Origin of the sequence: Actinokineospora enzanensis DSM 44649, assembly GCF_000374445.1 — a bacterium.
GTDB classification, from domain to species: domain Bacteria; phylum Actinomycetota; class Actinomycetes; order Mycobacteriales; family Pseudonocardiaceae; genus Actinokineospora; species Actinokineospora enzanensis.
In genome coordinates this window covers 33913-59427 of the sequence record NZ_KB894443.1, presented here as the reverse complement: position 1 = coordinate 59427, position 25515 = coordinate 33913, and the positions used below count along the sequence as shown (strand labels likewise).

Sequence of the window (25515 nt, the reverse complement as noted above, 5' to 3'; positions counted from 1 at the left end):
CGGCTAGGCCGTGTTTCAAATGTGGATCTTGGGTGTGTCGGTGTCTGAGACGGGGCGAGGTCTCCGGTAGACGGGTTAACGACCAAGAAAACCTGTCCGACCGGAGACCTCGTGGCCAGCGTAGCGGCGACGGGCCGGGGTGATCTGACCGACGCGCAGTGGGCCGTGTTGCGCCCGTTGTTGCCTGTGGGTCGTAAGCCTGGCCGTCCACCGAAGTGGAGCAAGCGTCGGTTGATCGATGGGATCCGGTGGCGGGTTCGAGTGGGTGCGCCGTGGCGGGATGTCCCGCCGGTGTATGGGCCGTGGCAGACCGTGTACGGGTTGTTCCGTCGATGGCAGCGGGCCGGGGTGTGGCGACGGATCCTGACCGCGTTGCAGGTCCGCGCCGATGCCGGCGGGCAGGTGGTGTGGGATGTCAGTGTGGACTCCACGATCTCGCGGGCGCATCATCATGCCGCCGGGGCGAGGAAAAGGGGGATCTCCAGGTCGAACCACCCGACACGATCGCCGGTGGGGTCGAGCCTCGTGACCACGCCCTGGGGCGTTCGCGGGGCGGGTGGACCACGAAGCTGCATCTGGCCTGTGAGCAGGGCCGCAAACCGTTGTCACTGCTGGTCACTGCCGGGCAGCGTGGTGACAGCCCCCGGTTCACGGCGGTGATCGAGGCGATCCGGGTGCCCAGGGCCGGTGCCGGTCGAGCCAGGACCCGCCCGGACCGTGTGCTGGCGGACAAGGCCTACTCCTCGCGGGCCAACCGGGCCTACCTGCGTCGACGCGGGATCAAGGCCACCATCGCACAACCCCGTGACCAAGCCGCCCACCGCAAGAACAAAGGCTCCCACGGCGGACGGCCACCCGCGTTCGACACCGAGATCTACAAGCAGCGCCACGCCGTGGAATGCGGCATCAACCTGCTCAAACAACACCGCGCAGTAGCTACCCGCTACGACAAACTCGCCCTGCGCTACACCGCCACCATCACCATCGCCAGCATCAACATCTGGCTCCGCCACATCTGAAACACGGCCTAGTGGTGCGACCCAGAACGTCGGCCGTGTATCGGCGGGTCCACGGCGTGGCCGGCGGTGCCGCCGGAACGGCCTCGTACTGGATGTACTTGGTCGTTTCGGCGGTGCCGCCAGGCACGTCGTGGGCGGGTCGAGACATGGTCGACGTTCTGGGTCGCACCACTAGGCGCGGAGGTGGTGGGCGAGGTCCCGCCCGGGTTGGTGTGTCCTGGGCGGGACCTCGATTTAAGTCGAGACTTCCCCTTGTTCCGATGGCCTTCGTGCAGGGAAGTCGGAGGAATACGGGGAATCGCAGGCCTTGCCGGTGCGCGACGACCGGGGTGCCAGGGTATCGAGCCGAATGGACAGGCGGCTCGATGCACCGGAGTCGTGCACCGGCGGGGCCGGTTCTCCATTTCCGGGTTCAGGTCCTGTTCCCGGCCGCGAGCGCGGCCACCGCGGTGAGCAGTCGGTCGACGTCGGCCTCGTCGGTGTAGGGCGCGATTCCCGCGCGGACCGCGCCTGCGTCGCCCAATCCCATCCACCGCGCGCATTCCACGGCGTAGAAGTGTCCGGCAGGCGCGTTCACCCCGGCCAAGGCGAGCTGTTCGTAGACCGACCTCGGCGGCACACCGTCCACAGTGAACAGAGCGGTCGGCGTTCGGGAAACCGGTGAACCGTGGATGACGACCCCGGAAATCGCGCTCAACCCGGCGAACAACCGTTTGGCCAGCCCACCCTCGTATTCCGCCAGCTCCCCCAGCGACCGCTCCAGTCGATCCCGCCGCGTTCCCGCGCCGTCGACCAGCCCGGCCAGGAAATCCACCGCCGCCGTCACGCCCGCCAGCGACTCGTACGGCAGCGTCCCCAGCTCGAACCGCTCCGGCACCGCGTCCGACGACGGCAACAACTTGTCCGGCCGCAGCCCCGCCAACAACTCCGGCGCGGCGACAACGGCGCCCAGATGCGGTCCGAGGAACTTGTAGGGCGAGCACGCGTAGAAGTCCGCGCCCATTGCCCGCACATCTACGAACGCGTGCGGCGTCAGGTGAACCCCGTCCACGTATGTCAATGCGCCGACCGCGTGAACCGCCGCCGAGATCTCCGCCACATCCGGCCGGGTGCCCAGCAGGTTCGAGGCCGCCGTGAAAGCGACCAGGCGGGTCCGCGGACCGAGCAACCCGGCAATGGCGGATACCGGCAGTTCACCGGTATTTCGGTCGAAATCCGCCCACCGGACGGTAACCCCGACGGCCGCCGCGGCCTGCACCCACGGCCGGATATTGGCATCGTGGTCGAGCCGGGTCACCACGATCTCGTCGCCAGCCCGCCACTGCTTGGCCAACGTCCGGGACAGGTCGTACGTGAGCTGCGTCATGCTGCGGCCGAAAACGACCCCGCCCTGATCGGCGCCCAGCAGGTCGGCGATGGCCTGGCGGGCCTGGGCGACGATCACATCGGCCCGTCGTTCGGCGGCGGTCACCTGCCCCCGGTTGGACACCGCCGACACCATCACACGGGCCACCGCCTCCGCGACCGGGGCCGGGACCTGGGAACCACCCGGTCCGTCGAAGTGGGCGGCACCCTCGGCGAGCGCGGGGAAAGCGGACCGGACAGTCGCTACACGGTAGGTCACCCACCCAGGGTAGAACCGGTTTTCCCGGAGTGCGGACGGCTTGACGGCGGCGCGCGTTCGCTGAGACCGTGCGCATGTCGATCTATGGCGGTGTGACCGAGTGGTTCAGGTACCGGCCTGCAAAGCCGTTTACACGGGTTCGAATCCCGTCGCCGCCTCCACAGCTCGCCCATCTCTCCCACGCAGTGGCTATCTCTCCCACCCACCCAGCGTCTATCTCTCCCACCCACCCACCCAGTGTCTATCCCTCCCACCCACCCACCCAGCGTCTATCCCTCCCACCAGCCCAGCTGATCCCCCTTATCGAGGAGCGTTCGTGACCAGCACCATCCCCGGGTACCTGACCGGCACCTGGGACATCGACCCCCTGCACTCGGACGTGTCGTTCGTGGTCCGCCACCTGGGCCTGACCCGGTTCCGCCGGAACTTCACCCGGTACTCCGGCGAGATCGTCACCGCCGAGAACCCGCTGGACTCCACCTTCCGCGCGGAGATCGACGTGGCCTCGTTCGACACCGGCCTTGAGGTGTTCAACCGGCACCTGCTGAGCGCCGACTTCCTGGACGTGGAGAACCACCCGACCGCGACCGTGGTGTCCACCGGGCTGCGCGAGAACGGCGAGAACTACCTGCTCGATGCCGACCTGACGCTGCGCGGGGTGACCAAGGCCGTCACCCTGGACGTGGAGCTGCTCGGCTTCGGCAAGGGCATCGACGACTCGGACAAGGTGGCCTTCTCGGCGAGCACCACGATCAGCCGCGCCGAGTTCGGCGTGCCCTACGACAACACCCTGGCCAGCGGCGCGTTCATCGTCGGCGACCAGGTGCGCGTCCTGGTGGAAATCGAGGGTGTACGCCGCGTGGCCGCCTGATCACAGCGTAAAGTGACCGGCATGGGGTCCGGTCGGGAGGCCAACATCAGGGTCGGCACGTCCGACCGGGAACGGGCGGTCGCCGCGCTGGCCGAGCACCTCGCGGGCGGGCGGCTGGAGATCTCCGAGTACGAGCAGCGCTGCGCGCAGGCCACCGCCGCGCGCACCCGCGCCGACCTCCGCGCCCTGTTCGACGACCTGCCCGAGCCGCACCCCGGCTTCGACCACCGGCCGCCGGTGGTGCCCACCACCGTGCCGGTGCCCGTGGCAGGCGAGGACTCGCTGTGGGAACGCCCGGCCCCGCGCCGCAACCGGCGCGGGCTGGGCATGTTCCTCGGGGTGGCCGCAGTCAGCACGGTCGCGGTGGTCGCCATCACCGCCACCTGGTGGGCGCTGGCCCCGCTGGCGCTGCTCGCCGTGATCATCATCATGACCTCGTAACGTCGGTCACGGGTAACGGCCGCGCACCCAGGCACGACGTCTACAATGGACAAGCGGGTGGACCGCGCCCGGCTCGGGTCGGCGCGGGACGTGACGGACGTCAACGTTTCACCCGGTCATCAACCTGGCATTCGGTGTCTGGCCGAACCGTGCAGGCACCCGGGAGGACACAGTGCAGGAACAGAGCGTCGCCAACCCCCGTCGGACCCGCCTCGGGCATCTCCGCCCGGGTGAGACGCCGGGGACGATCGAGCAGAACGGGAGCACCGCCGGGGAAGGCTCGGTGGACCGCACCGAGGGGACCGACACGGTCCAGCCGTAGCTGTCTTTCCTCGACGCAAGCCTTGCTCGATCCAGTCTTGTCGATTCAGCCGGTGGCGGGCAGTCGCTCGCGCAGCAGATCTCGCAGCTGCGCCAGCAGCTCGCCCCGGCTGTTGGCGCCCAGCCGGGCGCGCATCCGGGCCATGTGGTGCTCCACCGTCTTGGCCGAGATGAACAACCGGTCGCCCACCTGCTTGTAGGTCAACCCGACCAGCACCAGCTCGGCGACCTGCAGCTCGCGCTCGCTCAGCCGCACCATGCCGGAATGGTCCGGGGTCGGCTCCTCGCGCACGGTCCCGCCCTGCAGCGCGCGGGCGCAGTCCAGCAGCCTCAGCATCCGCTTGCGGTCGGTCGTCCTGATCGCGGCCTGGCCGGCCAGCCGGGCGCCGTCCCAGCACATGCCGACCGCGTGCAGTCCGCGCGCGGCCGATTCGACGCGCGCGGCGACCTCGTCGTCCACCTGCCCGGCGAACACGTCCAGCCAGCAGCGGGCGGCGTTGGCGATCGTGGCGTGGAACGGGCCAGCGGCGGCGTTCTCGGCCAGTGCCCGCGCGTGTTCCGCGGCCACCTCGGGCCGCTCGGCGATCATCTCGGCGTGCAGGCACGCCCAGTGCGGCAGCGTCGTCCACGCGGGCGGGGCGCCCAGCGCGTCCAGTAGCTCCCAGGCGCGGGCCAGGTGCGGGGCGAACCGTTGCCGATCACCGAGCCGGGCCGCGGCGATGGTGAACTCGCCCAGCGGGAGCAGGGTGAACAGGTCCACCTCGTGCCGCACGACGGCCTCGTAGGCCTGGTCCCAGATCCGGCGCAGCCCGGCGAGATCACCATGCCTGCGCGCGGTACCGACCGCCAGGCCGATGGCGAACAGCCAGTCGCGGGGCGTGCGGTCGGCCGACTCGATCGGGGCCGGGGCATCCCCGCGCATCATCGCCCCCCATGCTCCGAGCAAGGTGTGCCGTGGGCGCAGCAGGTCACCACCGGTGCCCGCACCGAGCGCGCGGGCGAGCAATGGTTCGGCGATGCTCGCGGCACCGTTGTGCAGGGCCAGGATCGCACCGAGCGCGGCGGGGCTGTCCGGGAGCAGCACGTTGCGGCCCACCGGTTCCAGCACCGCGGCCGCACGCACCACAGTGGACAGTGCGGCCGGGTCGCCGTCGATCGAGTCCAGGATGCCGCGCGCGGCCAGCGAGACGGCCGTGGCGAACAACGTCGGCGGCTCGGTGCTGTCCGCCTGCCGCACTGCCTCGCGCGCGTCGTCGAGCCTGCCCGCGCCCGCCAACCCGATCGCGGCGTATGGGCCTGCTCCCGCCCAGCGGTACAGCTCGGCGCTGCGCGCGGGTTGGCCGCGGTAGGCGAGGGCGGCCGCGGCGATCCGGGCGGCGCGTTGTTCGCCCAGTGCCACCAACATGTCCGCGCGGCGCAGGGCGTTGTCGAGGTCGCCGGTCAGCGCCTCCGCCTCGGCCCGGCCGATCTCGTCGACCGGGTGGCCCGCGTTGGCCGCGGCCTGGTGCAGCCGCACGGCCAGGCGCGGCTCGGCCTCGGCGGCAGCCGCCGCGTACACCGCGCCCGCGGCCGGGGTGGACGCGCTGGCGGCGAGCAGGGCCGTGGCGAACTCCCGAGTGGAGCCGGTCCGGGCCAGCCGGAGTTCGGCGAGGCCGTCGTGCACGGCGGCCCGGTGGTCGGTGGGGATGAGCGCGCGCAGCACGGTGGCGACCAAGGGCAGCAGGGAGCCGTCCAGGCGCAGGAAACCCGTCGCGCGGGCCTCGTCCAGCAGTGCGGCGGCGGCGGTCGGGGGACGGTCGAGCGCGCCCGCGAGCAGGCCCGCGTCGGCACGGACCTCGGCGGCGAGCAGGGCGTGCGTCTGGTCGGGGGTCAGCTGGTCGAGATCCAGCCGGAACTCCTCCACCACCGCGGCGGGCACGGTGTCGCTGCCCGCCACCAGGTGCGGGGCGAGCCGGTGCACCAGGCCAGGGACGCCGCCGGTCTGCGCCTGCACGAACGTGGCCTGTTCCTCCGGCACGCCCAGCGCACGCAGGCAGGCCGTGCCGCGGGCCAGGTCGAAGGGACGCAACACGATCTGGCCGCGCAGCCGGGTCAGCACCGCGGTGAGCGCGGCGGGCCGGGGGCGCGGCCGTGCGGCGATGACCAGACCGGTGTCCTCGTCGGCGGCGAAGCCGACCAGCTCGGCCAGGTTCCGGTCGTCGAGCAGGTGCGCGTCGTCGACCAGCAGCAGCGAGCCCGCGGGCCGGGGCGCTCCGGGGCGGTACCTGCGGGCGTTCGGGGTGGTGGCCAGCAGGTCGAGCAGGGCGGTCTTGCCGTAGCCGCCGGGCGCGATCACGGCGAGCCGGACGGGGGCGAGGCCGCCAGCGGTGATCGCCGCGCAGAGCCGCCGGGTGGGCTCGTCCAGCACCAGTTCGTCCGGGTGCGCGTGGCCGGGGATCACCGCGGGTCCTCGTCTTCGTCGTGGCGCGGCCTGCGCGGCCGGGGGAACCGGCCGGACGGTTGCCGGGGTGGGGTGACGTGCACGGGCGGCCGGGGTGGCGGCTCGTCCGGTACGTCCACAGTGGACAGAGCAGCGGGCAGCACGGGGACCCGGGGCAGGTGCGGGTCGCTCTCCGGATCCGGGACCGCGACGGCGTTCCCGGATCCGATCCGGCGGAGCTCGGGTCGCGGACTGATCGCCAGCGCGGCGCCACGCGCGGCCGCCCCGCCCGGGTCGTCGAGCACCGCGCAGTCGGAAAGCGCCGCCACCAGCGGAACCCGGGCCGTACCGCCCGCGAGCACCGCCACCGTGTCGGCGGGGGCGCGGGCCAGCAGCGCGCGGGTCGCGGTGATCGCGGGCGCAAGCAGCGGATGGGCCAGCTCGTCGAAGCGGGCACGGGTCACCGCGACGTCGGTGCCCAGGTGCGGCACCGGGACGCGGACCTCGGTGGCGACCGAGAGCCGCTCCTTGGCGGTCACGCACGCCGCCCGGAACGGCGCCATCGACCTGGTCGCGCGGATATCGGGGACGGTGTGGTCGGTGGGTCCCGGGTGCGCGGCCACGTGTGCGAGAACGTATCGGGCCAACGCGTCGTCCAGAGCGGCCCCTGCGTCGGTGGTCACGTGTTGACCAACGAGTTCGAACGCGTTCTGGGTACGGCGCAATACCGCGTGTTCCACTCTGTGGCCACCCAGCAGGGTGACCACGATCGTGCTACCAGCGGCGAGAGGCGCCGTGTCCTGGTATGCCTCGGCGGCGGCGACCACGGTCGGCACGAGCACCACTCCCGGCAGGCCGGCCGCGGTGAGGGCGTCGTGCAGCAGGCCGCGGCGGTATGGCCCCCAATCGGGTGGATGGGTGAGGGCGAGCCGTTCGGGCTGTTCCCCCTCGGCGTCCGCGACGGTGTCCACGATCCAGGCCACCAGGGCGGCGAGGAGGTTCTCCGCCGGGTACAGCTCACCGCCGAGCAGCACCGCGGTGTCGTCGCCGACCCGGTCGACGACGGACCGCGCCACCCGGTCGGGATGCTCCGCGGCGGCCCGCTCGGCGGCCTGGCCGACCAGCACCTCGCCGTCGCCCGCCAGCACGAGCACGCTGCTCACCCAGCGGGTGCCGCCGTCCAACCGGCCGATCTCCGGGGCGTCGAACCCGCCACCGGGCAGCCGCCTGCGCACCGCGGCCACGCCCCGGGTGCGGCCGATGTCGACGCCGAGCACGTAGGGCATCCGGCGTTCTCCTCGGCGGTGCGACTCGGGGCGTACTGGGTACTGGGATACCGGGCAGTTAACCGCAACCGAGAGTGGTTAGTCCACCACCCCCTAACCCCCTAATAGGTGAAAAGGTATCACCCTATCCGCCGGGGCCCGAGACCGGGAGTGATCCCCGATGGCCGGGGCGCCCCACCGCCCTAGCGTGGGCCACCGCCCACACCCGCCACGCCCATGGGAGACGCGTTGCAACACGCCGCAAGCCCGACCCTGCACGACTTCGTGCTGACCCTGCTCACCGACGAGACCGCCCGGACCGCCTTCGCCGCCGACCCGACCGCCGCGCTCACCGGCGCGGGCCTGCACGACGTCTCCGCGCAGGACGTGCGGGACGTGGTGCCACTGGTCGCCGACTACGCCCCGGTCGACCTGCACACCGTCGACCTGGCAGGCGACCCGATCAGCGGCCTGCGCGCGGTCGCCGACGCGGCACACGGCGCGGCGTCCTCGGCCGCCCAGTCCACCGACGCCACCCACCTGACCACCACCGCCGACGGCCTCTCGGCCTCCGCCGCGGGCGCCACCGCCCCCGCCGGCTACCGCGCCGACCTGGACGCCACCACCCACTCGCTCTCCGGCGGCACCATCCTGGAGAGCGACCACGCCAACACCGCAGGCCTGTTCGACGTCTCCACCGACCGCGTCGCCGCCTCCGCCACCGGCACCACCGACTTCACCGACTACCGCGCGGGTTTCGTCGCCTCTGGCGAGGGCTTCGCCAGCGAGACGTCGGTCAGCGGCCTCACCACCGCCACCGACCTAGGCCCGAACGCACTGTCCGGCGGCCTCGGCTTCACCGACGGCCCCGTCGACACCGACCTTGGCCTCACCAGCACCGCGACCGGCGCGGCGGGCGCCTTCACGCTGGGCACCGGAGTGTCCTCAGTGGACGCAGGCTTCGCGGCAAGCCAGTCCGGCCTGCACACCGAAACCCCCCTGGGCGACCTCGACTTCACCCCGAACCTGCCCAACACCCTGATCGACGCGAGCAACCTCGCCGACACCGGCTCCCTCACCGCGGGCGCCACGAACCTCGCGGGCACGGTGACCGGCCTGACCGGCGCGGCCCTGGCCAACCCGGCGGGCACCCTGGGCAACGTCACCGGCGCGGTCACGGGAGCACAGCAGGAACTCGGCGGCCTCACCAACACCGCCCACCTCCCCGGCACCACCGCCCTGCCCAACCTCACCGACCCGGGTGCCGCCCTGAACGGCCTGACCAACACGAACCCCCTGGGCGACTTCACCAACCCGTCGGCCATCACCGGCACGCTGACCGGCCTCGCCGACACCAGCGCGCTCGGCCACCTCGCGGACACGTCCGCCCTCACCGGCGCGCTCGCGCACCCGACCGGCACCCTGGACTCCGGCGTGCTGAGCACCGGCAGCCTGACCTTCACCAGCAGCTCCACGGTCACCGGCGCTCTCGACTCGGACGCGCTGAACACCAACGCGCTGGGCGACCTCACCGACCCGACCGCCGCGCTCCACAACGGCGCCCTGGGCAACATTGCCGACACCTCCCAGCTGACCGGTCTTGCGAACACCTCCGCGCTGACCGGCCTCACCGACACCTCAGACCTGACCGGCGCATTCGGCGACCTCACTGACCCGACCACCGCGCTCGACACCAGCGCGCTCGGCAGCGTCACCGACGCATCGCACCTGGCCGGGTTCGACGGCGCCAATGTGCTCGCCGACCCGACCGCCGCGCTCGACCAGTCCGCGTTGGGCGGAACGGACGCGCTGCCCGGTTTCGTCGACCCGAGCTCGGACCCGACCGCCGCGCTGGACGCGTTGCCGCTCGCGGGCACGTTGGACACCGACGCGGTCCGCGGCGGCGACCTGACCGCGGGCACCGTTGCCGACTACGTGTCCTCCGGCGGCGCACTGCTCGGCTCCACCGCGGGCCTCGGCGGCTACCTCACCAGCGCGTCGCAGGCCGGGCCGCATGTGCTGCCCGCCGACACGTCCGGGCTGGAGAGCGCCGTGCACCAGCTGCCGGTGAGCGACCTGCCCGCGCAGCTGCCGCAGCTGCCCGCCGTGCCGGACCTGGGTCACCTGCCTGTGCCGGTGCCCGAGGTGCACAACCTGCCGGTGGACCACCTGCCCACCGACCTGCCGCACCTGCCTGAGCTGCCGCACCTCCCGGTCGTGGACCACCTGCCGGACCTGCCGGTCGCCAACCCGCTGCCGGACGTGGCCAGCGGGGTGCAGGACTCGGTCGGCGGCCTGGTCGACCACGCCCCGCTGGGCGACGCGGCCGACCACCTGCCCGATGTGGGCGGGGTCGTCGGGGACCTGGGACTCGGCCACTGAGCCGACCCGCGGTGGGGGCGGGGTCTGTCCCGGAGACGGGCCCCGCCTCCTTCACCTGTCCGCCGAAAGCAGGCACACTCCGACGGGTGATGGCACCGCCCTGGCTCGACCTCCTGGACGACACCATCCGCGCCTGCGCGACATCCCGGCGCGACGACCTGGTGGACCGCCTGCTCGGCCGAAGAGCGGGCCTGCTCGCCCCCGGCCGCCGCGTCGTGCTCGCGGGCCGCCCGGGAACCGGCAAGAGTCACCTGGTCAACGCCCTGCTTGGCGCCGAGATCTGCGCCACCGGCGACGACGTGACCACCACGATCCCCACCGTCATCCGGCACGCCACCCATCCGTCCGCGACCCTGGTCAGCCCCGTTCCGCTCACCGAGTCGACCACCGAGGGCACCTTCGGCCCGGCGATCACCGAGTGGTCGATCACCGCACCCACCCGGCTGGCGCTCGCCCCGGCCGCCGGTCATGGCAATAACGCCGACCTCGGAGCAAATGGCCACGCCGCTCCCGGACATAGCGGCCATGCGCCCGCGGACGCCAGCCACAACGGCTTCGCCGCGAGCACCGACGCCGTGCCGGGCCTGGGTGGCCGTGGCCCCGAGGACGAGGTCGCGCGCGCCGAGATCGGATTACCCCGAGCATTGCTCCAAGCCGGGTTGGTCGTGGTGGACTCGCCGGGGTTCGTGGGACCGGGGTGTCCGCGCACCGAGCGGGCGATGGACGCGGTGGCCGAGGCCGACGCGGTACTCGTGGTGACCGCGGCGACCGCCGAGCTGACGCCGGTGGAGCTGGACCTGGTCGCCCAGGTGGGACGGTTGTGCCCGACCGTGCTGGTGGCGTTGACCAAGACCGACCTGTGTCCCGACTGGCGCCAGGTCGCGGCCGCGAACCGGATACGGCTGGCCGAGGTGGGCGTGTCGGCACCGGTGGTACCGGTGTCGTCGGCGCTGCGGGCAGCCGCGGTGCGGACCGGGGACCAAGCGCTCAACGAGGAGTCCGGGTTCGCGGAACTGATCGGGCACCTACGGACGCACGTGCTCGCCGACCCGGTGCGCGTCGCCGCCCGCGCGGCCGCCGCGACCAGCGGGATGGCGGTGGACCAGTTGATCGCACCGCTACGCGCGGAGGTGGTCGCCGAGCCAGACCCCGCCCGGGAGCGGGCAACCGCCGAGTGGCACGCGGCCGCACGGCGGATCGAGCGGTTACGCCGGGAAGGCGCGCGCTGGCAGACCCGCCTGGGCGATGACGTCGCGGACTTGGTCGCCGACCTCGATTTCGACCTGCGCGAACGCACTCGACGCATCCTGCGCGAAGTGGACGACTACTTCGACTCGGTGGACCCGGGGAAAGTCTGGTCGGAGTTCTCCGAGTGGCTACCCGCAAGCCTCACCGAGGTAGCCGAGGTGCACGCCGGCTGGCTGCTCGACCGCTTCGAGTGGATCGCGGCCCGGGTCGCGGGCCAGGTCGTCCCAGGCGCGGCCGCCCTCCCCGGCGAGTTCGCCCGAGACCTGGCCGCCGAACACACGGAAGCGTTACGGCGCCCCAACATCGAGCTGTTCAGCCCGGTGCAGAAGGCGTTCGTCGGCCTCCGCGGCTCGTACAGCGGCCTGCTGATGTCCGGCCTGGCCACCACCCTGGCCGGACTCCCCTTGATCAACCCGATCTCCCTTGGCGCGGGTGTGGCCTTCGGCGCCCGGAGCGTCTTCGAGGAACGCGGCGCCCGCCTGAAGCGCCGCCAGGCCGTGGCCAAGACCGCCGCCCAACGCTACGTGGACGACTTCTTCCTCCGCTACGGCAAGGAGTCCAAGGACGCCACCCGCCAGATCCACCGAGCACTCCGAGACCGCTTCTCCGAATACGCCGAAGAAATGCGTACAGCAGCCGACGAGTCAGCCCGCGAGATCAAGCGCGCCCTGGACGCCGACACCACCCGCCGCGCCCACCAACGCGCGGAACTGGAACGCCTGCTGGCCCTCCGCACCCGAATCGAAGCAGTCCGCGGTCGCCCCGCATGAACCAAACAGCGAGATCCCAGCGAAGAGACCTCCCGGAGCACCACCCCATGAATCCCCTATGGACAGTCCTGGACCAGGCCATATCCGCCTACCAAGACAGCCCCCGCGCCGCCGCCTACCTGCACGACCTCCGCGACCACCTCGACGCCCCCCTCCGCATAGCGATCACCGGCCCCCCGGGCTCCGGCCGCTCCACCCTCATCAGCGCGATAGTCGGCGACGAGGTGACCGGCGACGTCCTACTCGACTGGCCAGGCCCAGTAGAGCTCACGACCACCGACGGCGACGCCACCGTCCACCTGCTCCCCCATCCGGGCACACCCCCCGAAACCGACCCGGTGACCACCGTGATCGCCCTGTCCCGAGCAGACGAACTCGGCGGCGGCCGCCCGGACGCCGTCGACTCGGCCCGCCGGGTCGCGGCCAGACACGCGGCGACCGAACTCGGCACCCGCGCCCAGGATGTCGTCGCCGTCGCGGGCCTGGTCGCCCTGGCAGGCGCCACCCTCACCCGCGACGAAGCAGCCTGGCTGGTCGCCCTGTCCCGTCGCCCGGAGCTTGAGTCCCTGCTCCTCTCCGTGGACCGCCTCGCCACCGTCCCCGGCGCCCCCACCATCCTCACCCGCCTGGGCCTGTTCGGCGTCCGCCTCGCCACCTCCCTCATCCGCCGTGGCCGCACCGACCACCTGGCCGACGACCTGGTCCGGGCCAGCGGCATCGACGACCTCCGCGCCGCCATCGGCCGCTGCTTCGTCGACCGCGCCCCCGCCCTCCGCGCCCACACCACCCTGTCCGCCATCGAACGCGTCCTGCGCGCCGAGCCTCGCCCGGCCGTGGCCACCGCCGTCGAGCGCCTCCGCGCGGGCACGCATGAGCCGCGCGAGCTCCGACTCCTCGCCGACCTGCACACCGGCCGACTCACCCTCGGCGAGGACGAGGACGAGGCCCGCCGCCTGCTCGGCGCCCATGGCACCACCCCCGCCACCCGCCTCGCCCACTCCGGCGACCCCTACGCCACCCTCCTGCACTGGCGCACCCTCGCCGAGGACCCCCGCCTCGACTCCCACCAACGTCGAGCGGCCCTGGTCGTCGTCCGCACCTGTGAGGCCCTGGTCACCACCGGCGCCGTCCACTGATTTCCCGTCCCGGCAACCGAAATCTCACAGTCTGCATGCCTGCGGATCGAGGCGAGCGGTTCGCGGGACCTTCGCGACCGTCCGACGGCGGATGCTCTTCGGCTTGGCTGTCCCGCGCGCCGTTCCTTCGTCGAGTGGTGGCGGCCGTCGGCCCGGGATACCGTCTGCGGGTTGGCTGGGTGCGGCTGAAGGTGTCGGGCGGTGGATCTCGCGGTGCGGTGGGGTGTGCAGCACGATCGGTTGTTGACCTTCGTCTATCGCGTCTTCGACGGCTGCCTGCACGACACTGCCATCGCCAGTGATCTCACCGTCGACCTGTTCGCGGCGCACCGGCGGCTGATCGACAGTCCGGACCTGGATGACGAGAGGACGCGACGGCTGGTGGTTCCGCTCATCGGGGAAGCGTTGCGGCACCGGGTGAGCGGGGCCGCGATCCGGGCGGCGATCGGGCACGCGGCGTGGCAGGACGGGATCGGACGGCCTGCGCGGGACGTGCATGCCCGGATTGATCGGGTGCGGGCGTTCACCAGCCTGCACGCGACGACGTGATCGCGGTCGCGGGGGCGAGCGGGTACGTCGGGCGGTTGCTCGTCGAGAGTCTCGCCGGGGTGCCGGTGTTGGCCCTGGGCAGGCGGATCGAGGCGTTGCCGCACGGGCCGAACGTGCGGGCCGAGGCCATTGATGTCACCGACACGCGGGCATTGACCGAGGCATTGCAAGGAGTCAGCACCGCGTACTACCTCGTGCATGCCATGGCGGGCGGGTCGGATTTCGCCGAGCGGGACCGGGTCATGGCGCGGTCCTTCGCCGCCGCCGCCGCGGCCGCCGAGGTGGAGCGGATCGTCTACCTGGGTGGGCTCGGGGCCGACCGGCTGTCGCGGCATCTGGCCAGCAGGCAGGAGGTCGGTTCATTGCTCGCGTCGACCGGGGTCCCGGTCGTCGAATTGCGGGCGGCCGTCATTATCGGGTCCGGGAGCATCTCGTTCGAGATGCTCCGGTATCTCACCGAGCGGCTGCCCGTAATGATCTGCCCGCGCTGGGTGGACACCCGAGTGCAACCGCTCGCGGAGCAAGACCTCCTGACCTATCTCCGGCAGGCCGCCGACCCGCGGGTCCCGGCCGGGGTGCACGAGATCGGCGGGCCGGATGTCCTCACCTACAAGGAACTCATGCACCGCTACGCCCGGGTCCGCGGTCTGCCGCGGCGCCGGATCGCGCAGGTTCCGCTGCTCACCCCGAGGCTGTCGGCGCACTGGGTCGACCTGGTCACGCCGGTCGACCGCGCTGTCAGCCGCTCGCTCATCGACAGCCTGGCCACCGATGTCGTCGTGACCGAACCGACCACCGCCTTCGACGTCGTCCCCACCCCGGTGGACGACGCCATTCGGTCTACTTTGGACAGCCAACGCGATCGGATGAACGTGTTCGAGCTGCGGGACGGGGTCCGCGACGGCGTGTTCACGCTTACCACCCGGATCGAGGTCGGTCCGGGCGACGCCCCCGGCGCGCGGCTGGACCTGCGGCGGTGCGGCGGCAGCCTGCGCTGGTACGGCTGGGCGTGGGCGTGGTGGCTGCGGATCATGTTGGGCAGGTTGTTCGGCGAGCGCCTCACATTGCACCGACCGGCGAGCGTGGCCCGGGGTGCGACGGTGGACTGGTGGACCGTGGCCGACTTCGGTGACCGGCACATCGTGCTGATGACCGAGAAGTGGTTCTGCGGTGAGGCGTGGCTCGCCTACCGGATCGGCGACACCGAGCTGGAGCAGGTGGGTGCCCTGCGCGCCAAGGGAATGCTCGGCTGGGTCTACTGGCGCGCGGTCTATCCGATCCACCTCGTGGTGTTCAAGGTGATGGCCCGCAAGCAGGTGCGACGCGCCCACGCACTCGCGCGGGAGACTCAGGCTCGGACGAAGTAACGGAACAACCCGGGTGCCGGGGCGGAACAGGTCAGCGGCGTATCACTCCGACGGTTCACCGCGCGCACTCGGATCAATGCGCCTGCCAAGGCCACCTCCCAGAGCTGGTCCTCGACCTCCCGCACGGACAGCGGAGGGAACGAGTCGATCCCCGTCTCTCCCGCGTCCTCCCGGACGAACTGCTGCGCCGCTTGCACGGGCGCCGAGAACACCGACCGACCGCGCAGCAGGGGCAACTCCAGGTGCCCCTGCTCGTACCTCGTGGCAATGTCCAGCCCGCGCTCCGGAGCAACCTGCCCGTAGTAGAGCCCGTGGGGTAACACCACCAGGTTCCCCGCGAACCGGTCACCGCCGACGTGCGTGCACTCCCAGGTCGCCTCGGGACGCTCGACCGCCAACGCCGCCGCCAGCGGTCGTCCGAGCAATGCGCAGCACGCGTCATGCCGGGCATGGGCACACACCAGATACACCGGCGCGCGCGACGGCGCGCCGCGATCCGCGTCCAACCGCAGGTCCATCAGCTCATCGGGGTCGGTGAACTCCGACCACCACGAGCCCTCAACCCCGGGCCGCGAGTTGACCAATGCCCACCGACGTGGCCCCGGCACCGCCCGACCCGGGCGTCGGATCAACAACACCCGGACCCGCGCGGCAGCCGCCTGCGCGGCGACGGAAGCCACCACCGACGCGGGCAACCGCGAGTCACGCCACGGATCAGCCCCCCACGGGCCGGGTTGCTCGATGAGCAGCCAACGCGCGACGGGCGGCGCGCTCGCCGGGAGTGGATCACCCCGGCGAGCGCGGGCCTCAGCGCATCGCTCGACCACGGTCAAGAACCACAAGCGGGGACGAGGACGCCTTCCCGCAACAGGCGGCGGACCAACACGACCTGATCGGCACCGGGCAACCCCGGCAGCTCACCGATCACGCACGACGCACCCGCCAGCAGCGTGGCCAGCGCGGGCCCGGTGCTCGCAGGCAACGTCAGCTGGTTCCCCGGCAACTCCAGCACCACGGACTCACCCTCGAACCCGAGCCGGAACCGCACGCCTTCGCGCAACCGCACGCCATCCCCCACCCGCACCGAACTGGCCGCTGCTGCCTGCGCGATCGGCGCCAACGGCTGCGGCCGACTCCCCGACCACACCCGATCGCGCACCCGCCGAGCCACCTCGCCCGGAGCGATCTCGCCCAGCACTCGGGCCAATACCTCGACCGTCTCGGCCAGGTGCGGGGCAATCTGGTCCGGATCAGCGGCGTCAATCCCCAGGGGCAATGTCGTCCGCAGGTCCCGCTCCGCACCCGCGAGCCCCAGCAACGCCTCGACCAGCGCGTACCGCGTCAGCACATGCACACCGACGGTCAGGTGCGCGGACACCTCACCGAGCGCCTTGGCCGAGTGCAGGTAGCCACGCGGCAGGTAGAGAGCGTCCCCCGGGGACAGCACCCGATCAATCACCGGCGACTCACCAGCCCGCTCGGCGACCTGATCCCGGTACTTGTCCCAGTGGTGGCTGCGCAGCGGGTCCTCGTGCACCGGTTCGTGCACCCGCCACCGCTTCTGCCCGGCGACCTGGAGCACGAACACGTCGTGCACGTCGAAATGCGCCGCGAACCCCTGCGATGACGGCGGCGTGATGTACGCATTGATCTGAGCCGGATGCCCCAGCTCACTGCTGAGCCGCCCCGCGAGCTCGATCAGCGGCGGCCACAGCCGGTGCAGGCCCTGCAGGACGAGCGTGCAGCCCTGGTCGAACAGCCGCGCCACCTGGTCGTCGCCCACCTGGTCGGCCACCTCGGCGCCGACCCCGCCACCCCGGGTGAACTGGTCGGACGAGATGACGTCGCCGTTGCGGGCGACCCGTAGGAAGGGGGTGCGCAGGCCGCGCCGGGACAACAGTTCGTCCACGTCGGCCAGGGTGAGCAGGTCGTCGAACGGCCGGGGCAGCTCGGCCGCCGGGCTGACCAGCGGCCGCCGCCCCCAGTGCTCGGCGGCGAACACCTCCGGCGCGACGGCCACGCACCGGCGCACGGTCGGGCAGTCCGAAACGGACTGCCCGACCGGGTCGGCGAGCGCGGTCATGTCAGCGGACCGCCGAACCGTCGGCACCGCCGTCCGCGCCACCGTCACCACCGGCCCCGCCGTCGGCCGCACCGTGGTCGGACCCGGCGCCCGAGTCCGCGCCACCATCGGCCCCGCCGTCGGCACCACCGTCGTGACCACCGGGGATACCGGACGCGCCGTGGTCGGCCGGACCCGCGGCACCGCCGTCGGCACCACCATCGGCCCCGCCGTCCGCGCCCGCGCCACCATCCGCCGCGCCATGGTCGGACCCGGCACCGGAATCGGCGCCGACCGCGCCCGCGGTGTGCCCGCTGCGAATGTCGTCGTCTTCGAGAGACATGGCTCCTCCTCGCTCGGTTAGCCGTTCAGTTGGCCTCCTGGTACCCCCGAACGGGTCACTCCATGCGCCCGATGTGCCAATGACCACCCGACCGAGGTTCGCGTTTGCCCCGGACGAGGGTCGGGTATCTCCCGACGGGGCGTAACCGCGGGAGGTGGCATGGGGACCGGGACGGTGCTCGACGGGCGGTATCGGCTCGGCGAGCCGATCGGCTCGGGCGGCATGGCCGATGTGCACCGCGCGGTGGACCTCCGGCTGGGCCGCGAGGTCGCGGTCAAGCTGTTCCACCCGCGCGCGGACGGCGCCACCGTGGCCCGCCTGGAGACGGAGGCGCGGCTGCTGGCCGGGTTGTCACACCCCGGCCTGGTCCGCGTGTACGACGTCGCGGTGGACCACGACCGCCCTTACCTGGTCATGCAGCTGGTCGACGGCGGAACGCTGCGCGGCAGGCTCGACGACGGCGTGCTGCCCGCGGGCGAGGTGGCGCGGGTGGGCGTGCGGCTGGCGAACATCCTCGACTATGTGCACTCGCGCGGCATCGTGCACCGGGACGTGAAGCCGTCGAACGTGCTCATCGACGCGGCGGGCGAGTGCTACCTGGCCGACTTCGGCATCGCCCGCGCGCTCAGCGGGGCCCGGCTGACCTCGACCGGTCACTGCGTGGGCACGGCCGCCTACCTGGCGCCGGAGCAGGTGCGCGGCGAGCTGACCGGCCCGGCGGGCGACGTCTACTCGCTCGGCCTGGTGCTGCTGGAGTGCCTCACCGGCAAGCCCGCCTACCAGGGTTCGGACGTAGAGGCGGCGATCGCCCGGTTGACCAAGGACGCCGAGGTGCCCGCCTGGCTGCCCGCGATCTGGGCGAACACACTGACCGCGATGACCGCGCGCGAGCCCGAGAACCGCCCGTCCGCGGACGAGTGCGCGCAGCGGCTGGCCACCGCGGCCCTACTCGGCCCGCTCGCGTCGCCTCAGCCGAAGCCGGAACCGCAGCACGAGAAACCCGCGACCGCGGAACTCCCGGTTCCGGCCAGACGCGCGCCCGGACTCGTGCACGCCAGCCTGATGGCGGGCGCATTACTCATCGGCGGAGCGGCGGCCCTGCTCTCCACCGGTGCGTCCAGCGCGGAACAACAACCCGCCACCCCGGCCGCGCACGTCACGGTCCCGAGCGCCCAGATCACCACCACGCCCACGATCCCGGTCATGCCGTTGGGCGCGGCGACCGGCATGATCGAGGTACCCACCGTCTCGACCAAGGTCGTCACCGTCACCAAGCCGCCCGCCGCGCGCCCGCGCTGGGGGAACTGGGGCACCTGGGGCGGCGGCTGGGGCCAGTGGCCCGGCGCGCGCCCCGGCGACGATGGCGACGGCTGAAATCCGTACCCGAGTCGGTGACAGCGCGCACAGCACTGCCCGCGACGGGCGCGCCCCCATAGGCTGGCGGCAGACTCAGCGTCGAGTGCCCGCTAGACCCGATCGACCCCGAGATGAGCAGACCTCGCGGCCGTCCCCGGCGGCCGGGTGTGACCGAGGAGACTGAGTGCGGCCCTGGCCAGGAACCCCTTACCCGCTCGGCGCCACCTACGACGGCGCAGGCACCAACTTCGCGGTCTTCTCGGAGGCGGGCAGCCGGGTAGACCTGTGCCTGTTCGACCCGGACGGCACCGAGCACCGGGTGCGGATGCCGGAGGTCGACGGCTTCGTGTGGCACTGCTACCTGCCCGGGGTACTGCCCGGCAGGCACTACGGGTACCGGATCGAGGGACCGTTCGACGTGCCGAACGGCCAGCGGTGCAACCCGGCGAAGCTGCTGCTCGACCCGTACGCCAAGGCCGTGGCGGGCACGGTCGACTGGGACCAGTCCGTGTTCGGCTACCCGTTCGGGTCACCCGACGGGCGCAACGACGACGACTCGGCGGCGCACACCGTGAAGGGCGTGGTGGTCAACCCGTTCTTCGACTGGGCCAACGACCGCCCGCCGAACATCCCGTACAACGAAAGCGTCATCTACGAGGCGCACGTGCGCGGGCTGACCATGCGGCACCCGGACGTGCCGGAGGAGCTGCGCGGCACCTACGCGGGCCTGTCGCACCCGGCGGTGATCGAGCACCTGAAGCGGCTGGGCGTGACCGCGATCGAGCTGATGCCGGTGCACCAGTTCCTGCACGACGACGGCCTGTCGCAGCGTGGCCTGCGCAACTACTGGGGCTACAACACGATCGCGTTCTTCGCCCCGCACGCCGACTACGCCAGCCAGACCGCGCAGGGCGCGCAGGTGGCGGAGTTCAAGGCGATGGTGCGGACGCTGCACGAGGCGGGCATCGAGGTCATCCTGGACGTGGTCTACAACCACACCGCCGAGGGCAACCACCTGGGGCCGACGCTGTCCATGCGCGGTATCGACAATGACGCGTACTACCGGCTCGTCGAGGACGACCGCCGCTACTACATGGACTACACCGGCACCGGCAACTCGATGAACGTGCGCAACCCGCACACCCTGCAGCTGATCATGGACTCGCTGCGCTACTGGGTGACCGAGATGCGGGTGGACGGGTTCCGCTTCGACCTCGCCGCCACCCTGGCCCGCGAGTTCTACGACGTGGACCGGCTGTCCGCGTTCTTCGACATCGTCCAGCAGGACCCGGTGATCAGCCAGGTCAAGCTGATCGCCGAGCCGTGGGACGTCGGGCCGGGCGGCTACCAGGTCGGCAATTTCCCGCCGTTGTGGACCGAGTGGAACGGGAAGTACCGGGACACGGTGCGGGACTTCTGGCGCGGCGAGCCCGCCACGCTCGGCGAGTTCGCCTCGCGCATCACCGGTTCGTCCGACCTCTACCAGGAGGACGGCCGCAAACCGTTCGCGTCCATCAACTTCGTCACCGCGCACGACGGCTTCACCCTCAACGACCTGGTGTCCTACAACGAGAAGCACAACCAGGCCAACGGCGAGGACAACCGCGACGGCGCCGACGACAACCGGTCCTGGAACTGCGGCGCGGAGGGCGACACCGACGACCCGGAGGTCAACGGACTGCGCGCGCGCCAGCGCCGCAACATGATCGCCACCATGATGCTGTCCCAGGGCGTGCCGATGCTGCTGCACGGCGACGAGCTCGGCCGCACGCAGCAGGGCAACAACAACGCCTACTGCCAGGACACCGAACTGTCCTGGGTGGACTGGTCGCTCGCCGAGACCAACGCCGACCTGATCGAGTTCACCGCGGGCGTGGTCGCGCTGCGCGCCCGGCACCCGGTGTTCCGGCGCCGCCGCTTCTTCGCGGGCCGCCCGATCCGACGCGGCGACGAGCTGCGCGACATCGCCTGGTTCACCCCCGCCGGGCAGGAGATGTCGCATGACGACTGGGAGGCCGGGTTCGGCCGCTGCATCGTGACCTTCCTCAACGGGGAGGGCATCCCCGACCTGGACACGCGCGGCGAGCGCGTGACCGACGACTCCTTCCTGCTCTGCTTCAACGCGCACTACGAGGACATCGACGTGACCGTGCCGGACGGCGACTACGGCGCCGAATGGGAGGTCGTGCTCGACACCACCACCGGAGACGTCTCCCCACCGGAACCGGCCACCTACTCGGGAAAGGGGACCATGGTGCTGCCGTCCCGGTCACTGATCGTGCTGCGCCGAACCGGGGTCGAGTGATGCGCTCGACCTACCGGCTGCAGCTGCGCCCGGGTTTCGGCTTCGCCGAGACCGCCGACCTCGCCGAGTACCTGGCCGACCTGGGCGTCGGCGCGGTGTACACCTCGCCGATCCTGACGCCGACGCCGGGCTCCACGCACGGCTACGACGTGGTGGACCCGAGCCGCGCCAACCCGGAGCTGGGCGGGGAGCCGGGTCGGCTGGCGATGGTCAAACGTTTGCGGGCGCTGGGGTTGGACCTGGTGGTCGACATCGTGCCGAACCACATGGCGGTCGAGGTGCCGTCGGCGAACCCGTGGTGGTGGGACGTGCTCACGCACGGCCCGTCGTCCCGGTACGCGCGGTATTTCGACATCGCGTCGTTCCCGGTGGTGCTGCCGGTGCTGGGTTCCGATGAGGACTTGGACAAGCTGACGGTCGAGGGCGACCGGTTGCGGTACTACGACCACGAGTTCCCCATCGCGCCCGGTACGGGTACCGGTGACGCGCGGGCGGTGCACGACCGGCAGCACTACCGGCTCATCGACTGGCGTCGGGCCGCGCAGGAGCTGAACTACCGGCGGTTCTTCGACGTCACCACGCTGGCCGGGGTCCGGGTGGAAGACCCTGAAGTTTTCGAGGCGACCCACCGCGAGGTGTTGCGCTGGGTCGCCGAGGGCGACGTGCAGGGCCTGCGGGTGGATCACCCGGACGGGCTCGCCGACCCCACCGGGTACGCGCACCGGCTGGCCGAGCGGGCGCGGTGCTGGATCGTGGTGGAGAAGATCCTCGAACCGGGCGAGGTGCTGCCCGAGTCGTGGCCGGTGGCGGGCACGACCGGGTACGACGCGCTGCGCGAGGTGTGCGGGGTGTTCGTGGACCCCGCCGCAGAGCAGGCGTTCGACGCTCTTGCGACCGAGCTGGGCGTGCCGACCGACTTCGACGCGGTGCGCGGCGAGTGCCGTCGGCTGATCGCGACGACCTCGCTGGCCGCCGAGGTGGACCGGATCGCGTCGTTCGTGTCCGATGTGGACAATGGGCAGGCGCGTCAGGTCATCGCCGAGCTGATGGCGTGCTTCCCGGTGTACCGGTCGTACCTGCCCGAGGGCGAGGACCACTGGGCGGCGGCGGTCGCCGAGGTGCGGCGCGTACGGCCCGACCTGGCCGACGCCGTGGCCGCGGTCGACCGGCAGGTGCGCGACGACCCGCACGGCGAACTGGCGACCCGGGTGCAGCAGACCTCCGGGATGATCGTGGCCAAGGGCACCGAGGACACGACCTTCTACCGGTACACCCGGTTCGCCGCGTTGAACGAGGTCGGCGGCGACCCGTCCCGCTTCGGCGTGGAACCCGCGGAGTTCCACGCCGCCCAGGCCGCGCGCGAGACCCGGCACCCGTTCGCGATGACGACGCTGTCCACGCACGACACCAAGCGCTCCGAGGACGTGCGGGCCCGGCTCGCCGTGCTCGCGGAACTGCCCGAGGAGTTCGGCGCGGCGGTGCGGCGCTGGACCGAGCGGTGCGGGCTGCCCGAGCCGACGCTGAACCTGCTGGCCTGGCAGTCGCTGCTGGGCGCGTGGCCGATCACGCCTGCCCGGCTCTCGGCGTACCTGGACAAGGCCGCCAAGGAGGCCAAGGTCCGCACCTCGTGGACCGAGCACGACGAGGAGTTCGAGGAGGCCGTGCGCGCCTGGCCGCGCGCGGTGTTCGCCGACCCGCTGCTGCTGGCCGAGGTCACCGCGTTCGCCGCGCGGATCACGCCGCACGGGTGGTCCAACTCGCTGGGGCAGAAGCTGCTCCAGCTGGCCGGGCCGGGCGTGCCGGATGTCTACCAGGGCACCGAGCTGTGGGACCTGTCCCTGGTGGACCCGGACAACCGCAGGCCGGTGGACTTCACCGAGCGCCGGGACCTGCTGGACAAGCTCGCCGCGGGCTGGCCGCCGCCGGTGGACGAGACCGGCGCGGCGAAGCTGCACGTGGTGCGCACCGTGTTGCGGCTGCGCCGGGAGCGGCCGGAGCTGTTCACCGGCTACCGCCCGGTCGAGGCGCGCGGACCCGCCGCCCGGCACGTGGTGGCCTTCGAGCGCACCGGGCTCATCGCGGTCGCCACCCGCTTCCCGGCCCGGCTGACCGACTGGGCCGACACCCGGGTCGACCTGCCCGGCGGCACCTGGATCGACCAGCTCACCGGCAGGCCCGCCGACGGCGGGGTAGCCGACCTGCTGACGCACTACCCCGTGGCCCTCCTGCTGGGAGCGTGAATGGAGTCCTTCACCGTCTGGGCACCGGAACGCGCACGCGTCCGCCTCGTCATCGACGGCACCCGCCACGAGATGGCCCGCGACGACCACGGGTGGTGGCACGCGGAGGTGCCGGGCGCGGGACCGGGCACCGACTACGCGTTCCTGCTGGACGGGGACGAGCAGCCGCTGCCCGACCCGCGCTCGCGGTGGCAACCCGACGGCGTGCACGGTCCGTCGCGCCGCTACGACCACGCGGCGTTCGTCTGGACCGACGCGGGCTGGACGGGTCGCGCGTTGCCGGGCAGCGTGCTCTACGAGCTGCACATCGGCACGTTCACCGCCGATGGCACGTTCGACGCGGCCATCGAGCGGCTGGACCACCTGGTGGACCTGGGCATCGATCTCGTGGAGGTGTTGCCCGTCAACGCCTTCGACGGCACGGCGGGCTGGGGCTATGACGGCGTGCTGTGGGGCGCGGTGCACGCGCCCTACGGCGGCCCGGACGGGTTCAAGCGGTTCGTGGACGCCTGCCACGCGCGCGGGCTGGGCGTGGTGCTGGACGTGGTCTACAACCACCTCGGTCCGTCCGGCGCGTACCTCGACAGGTTCGGCCCCTACTTCGCGGGCCGCACGATCTGGGGCCCCACGCTGAACCTGAGCGGACCCGACTCGGACGAGGTGCGCCGGTACGTCGTGGACAACGCGCTGGACTGGTTCCGCGACTACCACCTGGACGGGCTGCGGCTGGACGCCGTGCACGCGCTGTCCGACAACCGCGCAACGCACCTGCTGGAGCAGTTGGCGGAGGAGGTGGACGCGCTCGCGGCGGGCCTGGGCAGGCCGCTGTCGCTGATCGCCGAGTCGGACCTGAACGACCCGCGCCACGTCACGCCCCGGCCGTCCGGCGGGTACGGGCTGACCGCGCAGTGGTGCGACGACATCCACCACGCGCTGCACGTCGCGCTCACCGGTGAGGTGTCGGGCTACTACGCGGACTTCGCGGGCGCGCTGCCCACCACGCTGCGCTCGGCGTTCTTCCACGCGGGCACATGGTCCTCGTTCCGCCGTCGTACGCATGGCAAGCCGATCGACCCACGGAGTACTCCGGGGCACCGGTTCCTGGCGTACCTGCAGAACCACGACCAGATCGGCAACCGCGCCACCGGCGACCGCCTGACCGCGACGGTGCCGACCGCGCGGGTGCTGTGCGGCGCGGCGATCGTGCTGTGCTCGCCGTACACGCCGATGCTGTTCATGGGCGAGGAGTGGGCCGCAGGCACACCGTGGCAGTTCTTCGCGTCCTTCCCCGACCCGGAGCTGGCGGAGGCGGTCCGCACCGGCCGCCGCCGTGAGTTCGCCGAACACGGCTGGGGCGAGGCGCAGGTCCCCGACCCGATGGCGGCCGCGACGGTGACAGCATCCACTTTGGACTGGAACGAGCCGGGCGAGCCGGACCACCGCGCGGTGTACGCGACCTACCGCGCGTTGATAGCGCTCCGCAAGGCACATCCCGCCCTGGCCGACCCCCGGTTGGACCGGTTCACGGTCGAGACACCCACGGCGAACTCCCTCGTGCTGCACCGTGGCCCCTACCGGGTCGTGGTCAACTTGGCCACCGAAACCCTTGCTGTGCCGAAACATCCGATCCTCCTGTCCTCGCCCGGGGTCACCGCCGACGAGGAGAGCATCCTCCTTCCCACCGACAATTTCGCGATTCTGTCCACAGGCCCGGCGACACGCGGCTAGTGGCCCGCCCGGCCGACATGTGGACAGTGGGCGAACAGCGTTGTACCCCCTTGACGCGAGCCGGGACGG

At 72.0% G+C, this 25515-nt stretch carries 19 protein-coding genes and 1 tRNA gene; 15 read left to right on the top strand and 5 right to left on the bottom strand.

Annotated features, from left to right (window positions below; translation table 11 throughout):
• Positions 1-111 precede the first annotated feature (111 nt).
• Positions 112-1019 (top strand): IS5 family transposase gene (locus C503_RS45185; RefSeq protein ID WP_425393540.1). Its coding sequence is split into 2 segments (ribosomal slippage): positions 112-474 and positions 477-1019, totalling 906 coding nucleotides; the frame shifts between segments, so codons are not numbered across the junction.
• A 412-nt stretch (positions 1020-1431) separates the two neighbouring features.
• Here C503_RS45185 and C503_RS0132705 read toward each other — a convergent pair.
• Positions 1432-2643, bottom strand: a complete 1212-nt coding sequence (locus C503_RS0132705) for a cysteine desulfurase-like protein (RefSeq protein WP_018686448.1) — start codon at positions 2641-2643, stop codon at positions 1432-1434.
• An 86-nt stretch (positions 2644-2729) separates the two neighbouring features.
• Here C503_RS0132705 and C503_RS0132700 point away from each other — a divergent pair.
• The 4 genes from C503_RS0132700 to C503_RS46425 all read left to right on the top strand — a co-directional run bounded on the left by C503_RS0132700 (position 2730) and on the right by C503_RS46425 (position 4277).
• Positions 2730-2804, top strand: a tRNA-Cys gene (locus C503_RS0132700).
• 155 nt (positions 2805-2959) lie between these two features.
• Complete coding sequence (locus C503_RS0132695) at positions 2960-3514, top strand: YceI family protein (protein ID WP_018686447.1); 555 nt, start codon at positions 2960-2962, stop codon at positions 3512-3514.
• A gap of 21 nt (positions 3515-3535) precedes the next feature.
• A complete protein-coding gene (locus tag C503_RS43805) occupies positions 3536-3955 on the top strand; it encodes a DUF1707 SHOCT-like domain-containing protein (RefSeq protein WP_063710864.1) in 420 nt (139 codons plus the stop codon).
• A 172-nt stretch (positions 3956-4127) separates the two neighbouring features.
• A complete protein-coding gene (locus C503_RS46425) occupies positions 4128-4277 on the top strand; it encodes a hypothetical protein (RefSeq protein WP_018686445.1) in 150 nt (49 codons plus the stop codon).
• A 45-nt stretch (positions 4278-4322) separates the two neighbouring features.
• On the opposite strand, the gene C503_RS0132680 is transcribed toward C503_RS46425, so the two are convergent.
• Both C503_RS0132680 and C503_RS0132675 read right to left on the bottom strand, forming a co-directional pair.
• Positions 4323-6716 (bottom strand): helix-turn-helix transcriptional regulator, encoded by a 2394-nt coding sequence (locus C503_RS0132680; RefSeq protein ID WP_018686444.1) that lies wholly within the window; start codon positions 6714-6716, stop codon positions 4323-4325.
• Positions 6713-7981, bottom strand: a complete 1269-nt coding sequence (locus C503_RS0132675) for an Hsp70 family protein (RefSeq protein ID WP_018686443.1) — start codon at positions 7979-7981, stop codon at positions 6713-6715. The genes C503_RS0132680 and C503_RS0132675 overlap by 4 nt, the downstream gene beginning before the upstream one ends.
• Before the next feature lie 228 nt (positions 7982-8209).
• Between C503_RS0132675 and C503_RS48250 the strand changes: the two genes are divergently transcribed.
• The 5 genes from C503_RS48250 (at position 8210) to C503_RS0132650 (ending at position 15412) form a co-directional block, all read left to right on the top strand.
• Positions 8210-10342, top strand: a complete 2133-nt coding sequence (locus C503_RS48250; protein ID WP_026316936.1) for an IniB N-terminal domain-containing protein — start codon at positions 8210-8212, stop codon at positions 10340-10342.
• Between the two features lie 89 nt (positions 10343-10431).
• The gene (locus C503_RS0132665; protein ID WP_018686442.1) at positions 10432-12360 is read left to right on the top strand and encodes a dynamin family protein; all 1929 of its coding nucleotides are present in this window, start codon (positions 10432-10434) and stop codon (positions 12358-12360) included.
• Positions 12361-12407: 47 nt separating this feature from the next.
• Positions 12408-13496, top strand: a complete 1089-nt coding sequence (locus tag C503_RS0132660) for a P-loop NTPase family protein (RefSeq protein ID WP_018686441.1) — start codon at positions 12408-12410, stop codon at positions 13494-13496.
• Positions 13497-13697: 201 nt separating this feature from the next.
• Positions 13698-14045, top strand: a complete 348-nt coding sequence (locus C503_RS0132655) for a hypothetical protein (protein WP_018686440.1) — start codon at positions 13698-13700, stop codon at positions 14043-14045.
• Positions 14042-15412, top strand: coding sequence for a DUF2867 domain-containing protein (locus C503_RS0132650; protein WP_018686439.1), 1371 nt, complete (start codon positions 14042-14044; stop codon positions 15410-15412). The genes C503_RS0132655 and C503_RS0132650 overlap by 4 nt, the downstream gene beginning before the upstream one ends.
• On the opposite strand, the gene C503_RS41705 is transcribed toward C503_RS0132650, so the two are convergent.
• Both C503_RS41705 and C503_RS0132640 read right to left on the bottom strand, forming a co-directional pair.
• Positions 15394-16239, bottom strand: coding sequence for a ferredoxin family protein (locus tag C503_RS41705; RefSeq protein WP_169514643.1), 846 nt, complete (start codon positions 16237-16239; stop codon positions 15394-15396). The two genes, C503_RS0132650 and C503_RS41705, sit on opposite strands and share 19 nt — an antisense overlap.
• 2 nt (positions 16240-16241) lie before the next feature.
• Positions 16242-17495, bottom strand: a complete 1254-nt coding sequence (locus C503_RS0132640) for a cupin domain-containing protein (RefSeq protein WP_018686437.1) — start codon at positions 17493-17495, stop codon at positions 16242-16244.
• Between C503_RS0132640 and C503_RS47465 the strand changes: the two genes are divergently transcribed.
• From C503_RS47465 to treZ, 5 genes are all read left to right on the top strand, one after another.
• Positions 17494-17838 (top strand): hypothetical protein, encoded by a 345-nt coding sequence (locus C503_RS47465; RefSeq protein ID WP_018686436.1) that lies wholly within the window; start codon positions 17494-17496, stop codon positions 17836-17838. The genes C503_RS0132640 and C503_RS47465 overlap by 2 nt on opposite strands.
• Positions 17839-17976: 138 nt before the next feature.
• On the top strand, positions 17977-19191 hold the full coding sequence (locus C503_RS43795) for a serine/threonine-protein kinase (protein WP_018686435.1): 1215 nt from the start codon (positions 17977-17979) through the stop codon (positions 19189-19191).
• Between the two features lie 166 nt (positions 19192-19357).
• Positions 19358-21478, top strand: a complete 2121-nt coding sequence (glgX, locus tag C503_RS0132625) for a glycogen debranching protein GlgX (protein ID WP_018686434.1) — start codon at positions 19358-19360, stop codon at positions 21476-21478.
• On the top strand, positions 21478-23718 hold the full coding sequence (gene treY, locus C503_RS0132620; RefSeq protein WP_018686433.1) for a malto-oligosyltrehalose synthase: 2241 nt from the start codon (positions 21478-21480) through the stop codon (positions 23716-23718). Before glgX ends, treY begins: the two co-directional genes overlap by 1 nt.
• Positions 23719-25446, top strand: a complete 1728-nt coding sequence (gene treZ, locus C503_RS0132615) for a malto-oligosyltrehalose trehalohydrolase (protein WP_018686432.1) — start codon at positions 23719-23721, stop codon at positions 25444-25446.
• Positions 25447-25515 lie beyond the last annotated feature (69 nt).